The sequence below is a fragment of the Tabrizicola sp. genome, assembly GCF_036781545.1.
Classification (GTDB): domain Bacteria; phylum Pseudomonadota; class Alphaproteobacteria; order Rhodobacterales; family Rhodobacteraceae; genus Tabrizicola.
Genome location: NZ_DAIQAT010000179.1, coordinates 1 through 6,764, shown reverse-complemented (window position 1 = coordinate 6,764; position 6,764 = coordinate 1). Strand labels below are relative to the sequence as shown.

The 6,764-nt window shown below is 65.9% G+C and carries 5 protein-coding genes and 1 pseudogene; all 6 read right to left on the bottom strand.

Annotation, left to right across the window (positions count from 1 at the left end; all coding sequences use genetic code 11):
* Positions 1-664 (bottom strand): annotated as a pseudogene (locus V7Q39_RS18220) (biotin/lipoyl-containing protein); the annotation flags it as partial.
* Complete coding sequence (locus V7Q39_RS18215; protein ID WP_333818029.1) at positions 663-3,641, bottom strand: 2-oxoglutarate dehydrogenase E1 component; 2,979 nt, start codon at positions 3,639-3,641, stop codon at positions 663-665. The pseudogene V7Q39_RS18220 and the gene V7Q39_RS18215, both read right to left, overlap by 2 nt.
* A 28-nt stretch (positions 3,642-3,669) precedes the next feature.
* Complete coding sequence (locus V7Q39_RS18210) at positions 3,670-4,485, bottom strand: FkbM family methyltransferase (RefSeq protein WP_333818028.1); 816 nt, start codon at positions 4,483-4,485, stop codon at positions 3,670-3,672.
* A gap of 100 nt (positions 4,486-4,585) precedes the next feature.
* A complete protein-coding gene (locus V7Q39_RS18205) occupies positions 4,586-5,206 on the bottom strand; it encodes a hypothetical protein (protein ID WP_333818027.1) in 621 nt (206 codons plus the stop codon).
* 4 nt (positions 5,207-5,210) lie between these two features.
* Positions 5,211-6,095, bottom strand: a complete 885-nt coding sequence (gene sucD, locus V7Q39_RS18200) for a succinate--CoA ligase subunit alpha (RefSeq protein WP_333818026.1) — start codon at positions 6,093-6,095, stop codon at positions 5,211-5,213.
* Positions 6,096-6,123: 28 nt separating this feature from the next.
* Positions 6,124-6,699 carry a hypothetical protein gene (locus tag V7Q39_RS18195; RefSeq protein ID WP_333818025.1) on the bottom strand — a complete coding sequence of 192 codons (576 nt, stop codon included), beginning with the start codon at positions 6,697-6,699 and terminating at the stop codon, positions 6,124-6,126.
* Positions 6,700-6,764: the final 65 nt, after the last annotated feature.

The following is a 6,764-nucleotide window of genomic DNA, read 5'->3' as shown; positions in this document are numbered from 1 at the left end:
GCGCCATGATGCCGGACATATCCACCTCGTTATAGGTGGTCAGCATGGCGGCGGTATTCTGCGCGTCCTTGAGGCGCCGGGCGATGGTGGCCCGCAGGCGGGTCATGCGCACGCGTTCTTCGCGGGCCGCGTCATCGGCCGGGACCGGACCGCGCGGGACCGAGACAGGGGCCGGCGCAGCGGCCGGGGCCGCCGTGGTGCCCGCGGCGACGGCTTTCTGCACGTCTTCCTTCATGATCCGGCCATCGCGGCCGGTGCCGGTGACCTGATCGGCGGTGAGGCCGGCCTCGGCCATCGCCTTCTTGGCCGAGGGCGCATCCTCGCCCGCCTTGGCGGCGGGCGCGGCTTCGGCCTCTTTCGGGGCTTCCTTGGCGGGCTCTTTCGGCGCCTCGGCAGCCTTGGCCGGGGCGGCAGCGGCGCCGCCTTCGGTCAGGATCGCCAGCAGGGCGTTCACGCCGACCGTCTCGCCCTCTTGCGCGATGATCTCGGACAGGACGCCCGCCGAGGGTGCGGGCACTTCGACCGTCACCTTGTCGGTTTCCAGCTCGCACAGCATCTCGTCGGCCGCGACGGCATCACCCGGTTTCTTGAACCAGGTGGCGATGGTCGCTTCCGAGACGCTTTCCCCCAGCGTGGGCACGCGGACTTCGATGCTCATGACTTCAGTTTCCTTCCGACGAGGTCAGCGCTTCGTTGACCAGCGCTTCTTGTTGCGACTTGTGCTTCGACGCGAGGCCCGTGGCGGGCGAGGCCGAGGCGGCGCGGCCGGCGTACCGGGCGCGGGTCTGTTTGGCGCCGATCTGCGTCAGCACCCATTCGAGGTTCGGCTCCATGAAGGACCAGGCGCCCTGGTTCTTCGGCTCTTCCTGGCACCAGACCATCTCGGCCTGCGGGAAGCGCGCCAGTTCCTGACGCAGCGATTGCGTCGGCACCGGATAGAGCTGTTCCACACGCAGCAGATACACATCATCCAGCCCGCGCGCGTCGCGCTCGGCCAGCAGGTCGAAATAGACCTTGCCCGAACACATCACCACGCGCCGGATCTCGGCGTCGGGTTTCAGCGTCAGCGTCGAGGCGGTGCCGCGTTCGGCATCGTCCCACAGCACGCGGTGGAAGGTCGAGCCTTCGACAAAATCCTCGGCCTGCGACACGCAGAGCGGATGGCGCAGCAGCGATTTCGGCGTCATCAGGATCAGCGGCTTGCGGAAGTCGCGGTGCAGCTGGCGGCGCAGGATGTGGAAATAGTTCGCCGGGGTCGAGCAATTGGCGACGATCCAGTTTTCCTCGGCCGACATCTGCAGGAAGCGTTCCATCCGGGCCGAAGAGTGTTCAGGCCCCTGCCCTTCGAACCCGTGCGGCAGCAGGACGACAAGCCCGGACATGCGCAGCCATTTCGATTCGCTCGAGTTGATGAACTGGTCGAACATGATCTGCGCGCCGTTGGCGAAATCGCCGAACTGCGCTTCCCAGAGCGTCAGCGCGTTGGGCTCGGACAGCGAATAGCCGTATTCGAAACCCAGCACCGCGTATTCCGAGAGCATCGAATCGATGACCTCATAGCGCGCCTGACCCGCCCGGATGTGGTTCAGCGGGTAGTACCGCTCTTCGGTCGTCTGATCGACGAAGGCCGAATGCCGCTGCGAGAAGGTGCCGCGCGTGCAATCCTGACCGGCCAGGCGGACCGGGAAGCCCTCGACCACCAGCGAGCCGAAGGCCAGCGCCTCGGCCGTGGCCCAGTCGAAGCCCTTGCCGCTCTCGAACATCGCCTTCTTGGCGTCCAACTGGCGGGCGACGGTCTTGTGCAGGTCGAAATCGGCCGGGGCCGTGGTCAGCGCCTTGCCGATCTCGGCCAGCGTCTCGGACGAGATGGCGGTCTGACCCCGCTGGTAATTCTCGACGTCCTTAGGCTTCAGCGCTTTCCAGCGCCCGTCCAGCCAGTCGGCCTTGTTCGGGCGGTATTCCTTGGCGATCTCGAACTCGCCGTTCAGATGCGCCTGGAAGGCGGCCTTCATGTCGTCGATCTCGCCCTCGGGGATGAGGCCGTCGGCGACCAGACGCTCCGTGTAAAGCTGCAGCGTGGTCTTGTGCCGCTTGATGTTCTTGTACATCGCCGGGTTGGTGAACATGGGCTCGTCGCCCTCGTTGTGACCGAAGCGGCGGTAGCAGAAGATGTCGATCACGACATCCTTGCCGAATTGCTGGCGGAACTCGGTCGCGACGCGGGCGGCATGCACCACGGCCTCGGGGTCATCGCCGTTGACGTGGAAGATCGGCGCCTCGACCATCAGGGCGATGTCGGTCGGATAGGGCGACGTGCGGCTGAAATGCGGCGCGGTGGTAAAGCCGATCTGGTTGTTGACGATGATATGGATGCAGCCGCCGGTGCGGTGCCCCTTGATGCCGGAAAGCTGCAGGCATTCCGCCACCACGCCCTGACCGGCAAAGGCCGCGTCCCCGTGCAAGAGGATCGGCAGGACCGAGCGGCGCTCGGCGTCGTTCTTCTGGTCCTGCTTGGCACGGACCTTGCCCAGCACGACCGGGTTCACCGCCTCCAGATGCGAGGGGTTGGCGGTCAGGCTGAGGTGCACGACGTTGCCGTCGAACTCGCGGTCCGACGAGGCGCCGAGGTGGTATTTCACGTCGCCCGAGCCGTCGACATCCTCGGGCTTGTAGCTGCCGCCCTGGAATTCGTTGAAGATCGCGCGGTAGGGTTTCGACAGCACATTGGCCAGCACCGACAGGCGCCCGCGGTGCGGCATGCCGATGACGATCTCCTGCACCCCCAGCGCGCCGCCGCGCTTGATGATCTGCTCCATCGCCGGGATCAGCGCCTCGCCGCCGTCAAGGCCGAAGCGCTTGGTGCCCATGAACTTGACGTGGCAGAATTTCTCGAAACCCTCGGCTTCCACCAGTTTGTTCAGGATCGCCCGGCGACCCATCTTGGTGAAGGTGATTTCCTTGCCGTAGCCCTCGATCCGCTCTTTCAGCCAGGCGGCCTCGGCGGGGTTCGAGATATGCATGAATTGCAGCGCGAAGGTGCCGCAATAGGTGCGCTTCAAGATCTCCATGATCTGCCGCATCGAGGCGACCTGCAGCCCCAGCACGTTGTCGATGAAGATCGGGCGGTCCATGTCGGCCTCGGTGAAGCCATAGGACGAAGGATCCAGTTCCGGGTGCATCGACTCGTCGCGCATGTTCAGCGGGTCGAGATCGGCAATCAGGTGGCCGCGGATGCGGTAGGCGCGGATGATCATCAGCGCGCGCAGACTGTCGAGGACAGCGCGCTGCACCTGGGCGTCGGTGATCTCGACGCCCTTCTCGGCGGCGACCGCCTTGATCTTGTCGCCCGCGGCCTTGCCTTCCTTGGCGGCGGCGGCGGCCGGCCACATGCCGGTCAGCGCCGCGGTGAGGTCGTCGGCAGGCTGCGGCGGCCAGTCGTTGCGCGCCCAGCTCGGCCCCTGCGCCTGACGGGTGGCGGTGACGAAATCGTCGCCGTTCGCCTCGAAGAACTGCGCCCAGGCCGCGTCAACGCTGCTGGGGTCCTGCGCGTAGCGGGCCTGCATCTGGTCGATGTAGGCCGCGTTCGCACCATCGAGGAAGCTGGTCGCCTGGAATTGGGAAGTGGGGCTTTGCTCGGTCATTATGTCCTCCTGGGGATCAGGATGGGGATCAGAGGTCTGCGCCGTTGCCGGCCTGCGGCAGGGCGAAGTAGTTGAAGGCGAGATAGGGGTAGCGGCGGTACGCGGTGAACAGTTCGGGGCTGATCGCCGGTCGGTCGTAGTAGAGGTCGAAGGCCGCGTGGATGCGGTAGCCATGGCCCGCGGTCAGATAGTCGAAGAGCCGGTCGGCAAGCCCCGCGTCGATGGCGGCATCGCCCAAGGCGCCCGCCTCGAACAGGATGACCGGCCGCTCGCGGCTGAGCAGCGCCTCGGCGCCGCGCAGCGCGGGGTATTCGAAGCCCTCGACGTCGATCTTGAGGAAATCGACCCGGGCCTCGCCCATCAGATCGTCGATCCGCCGGGCGGGCACGCGGATTTCGCGCGTGGCGCCGCGGTCGGCGCGGTCGGCCAGCGACGAGAAACCGGGCTGGGCCAGGTTCTCGTAAAAGCTGACCTCGCCCGGCGCATCGCTGACCGCCACCGCATGCACAGTGGCGCCGACGAAGCGGCGGGCCAGCTGCGCGGCCTTGCCCGGGCTGGCCTCGACAATCGTCAGATGCCCGCGCGGGGCCAGTTGCTGCAACCGGTAGCTGACCGAGCCCAGGTGCCCGCCGACATCGAGGCAATGCCAATCCGGCTTCACCAGACGGGTCAGAACCGCGTCGATCATCGCGTCTTCCTGGCGCAGCAGCCCCAGTTCGGGATGCCCCGCGCCCCTGACCCGCGCCGCCGCGTGGCGCAGCCAGTTGGCGGGTCCGGCCAAGGCCGAGGTCCCGACGCGATGCTTCAGCCGCAGGCCGAACGGCAGCGAGGACACATCGGTCATGCCCGGCCTCCCTGATCGGCGGCGGCGAGAACAGAGAACGCCCGGGGCGTCTGTGCGCCGCGGGCCTGGGTCGAAAGGGTCGGGGAGAGCAGGGGCAGGGTCATCCGTCCGCTGGCTCCTCGATCCGCTCCAACCGGTAGGCGTCGGCCAAAGGCGTGCGCGGCGGGTCCGAGGTCAGCCGCGACCAGATGGAGATCATCCGGTAACGGGTCTCGGTCTGCATGTTGATCGCCGTCTCGTCGAAACGCAGCGCCAGGGTTTCCAGATGGGGCAGATCCTCGGGCTCGCCATAGCGGCCGAACATGGTCTGCAGATCGTCGCTCGGCGGACCGGCGAAGAGGCAGGTGACATGCTCGGTCCCCTCGGGCGTCTGGCCGATGGAAAAGGCCAGAAGCGCGCCCTCCCGCTGCCAGAGCGAGATGGTGCCCTCGGCGATCATCCGGGCGATGTTCCCCGCCAGAACCGGGGCCGCGGCGAACCGCGCCTCCAGATCCGGCAGATCGTTGGCGAAGGGCAGGATATGCGCCATCGCCAGATCGCCCAACGCCCCCTGCGGATCGGCCTGGGCCGGGGTGAAGCCGTAGCGCAGCATCTGCTCGCGCTTTTCCGGCCCGGTGGTCATCGGGTCGGAACAGAGCGCCGAGGCATCCTCCAGCGCCCCCGCCAGGGCAGACCCGGCGAGAACGGCAGACAGAAGCAGAGCGGCGAACGGCTTCAGCATCGGCTCAGCCCTTGATGGCCTTCATCACCGCTTCGCCCAGCGAGGCCGGGCTGTCGGCAACGATGATCCCGGCCGATTTCATGGCTTCGATCTTCGATTCCGCGTCGCCCTTGCCGCCCGAGACGATGGCGCCGGCATGGCCCATGCGGCGGCCGGGAGGAGCGGTGCGCCCGGCGATGAAGCCGGCGGTCGGCTTCCAGCGGCCCTTTTTCTTCTGGGCAGCCAGGAATTCCGCCGCTTCTTCCTCGGCCGAACCGCCGATCTCGCCGATCATGATGATCGACTGGGTTTCGGGATCCGACAGGAACATGTCGAGGACGTCGATATGCTCGGTCCCCTTGATCGGGTCGCCGCCGATGCCCACGGCCGTCGACTGGCCGAGGCCCAGATCCGAGGTCTGCTTGACGGCTTCATAGGTCAGCGTGCCCGAGCGCGACACGACACCGACCGAACCGCGCTTGTGGATATGGCCGGGCATGATGCCGATCTTGCAGGCGTCGGGGGTGATGACGCCGGGGCAGTTCGGCCCGATCAGGCGCGACTTGGAATCGATCAGCGCGCGCTTCACCTTCATCATGTCGAGGACCGGGATCCCCTCGGTGATGCAGATGATCAGCTCCATCTCGGCGTCGATCGCCTCGAGGATCGAATCGGCCGCGAAGGGCGGCGGCACATAGATGACCGAGGCATTGGCGCCGGTCACATGCTTGGCCTCATGCACCGAGTTGAAGATCGGCAGGTCCAGATGCGTGCCGCCGCCTTTGCCGGGCGTGACGCCGCCGACCATCTTGGTGCCATAGGCGATGGCCTGCTCGGAGTGGAAGGTCCCTTGGCTGCCGGTGAAGCCTTGGCAGATGACCTTGGTGTTTTCGTTGACGAGAATGGCCATGTATCAGGCTCCTCTAGTGTCCCTCAGATCAAAGCGCGTGTGCCGCGCCCCGCATGTTCTTCCAAAATTTCAAGACGACTTCGTCTAGTGAAGGAAAGGCTGGCATGAGCCCCGCTGACATTACCTCAAGCAGGTTTGACTTCATGTCCCGGCCGCGCTTCATGGGTCCGACATCAGCCCAATCGGCGGCGTGACCTTCTGAAATGGCCACTTCGACATTCCGGTTCCCTGCCTCGCCAGTAAGCCGGATCGACCGAATTGAGGACCATGCCAAGGCCGAGCGAACCAGACGCTTGTCCCAGATGCCGTGCTCATCAACAATGACGAGCACTTGCCCCGCATGCTTACGACTGGCCCGGTAATCGGCCGACCCGTGCCAGAAGAAAACGCCCGCGATGATCGGGAAACCGTATGCCAGACAAAGATAGAGCAAAGCGGCACGACGATCGAACACTCCCGAAAACCATTCCGGTCCTGCCCAGATCGCCGCGCCAGAAAGCGCAAGGGCAACAAATCCAACCGCAAGGGAATTCCACAGACGATCCCGGACAACAGCCGGGTGGGTCGCCTTGAATTCATAGCGCTTGGACGTGTCGACGAGCACGGGTTCTTATCCCTTCACAGCCTTGACGATCTTCTGCGCGGCGTCCGACAGGTTGTCGGCGGCGA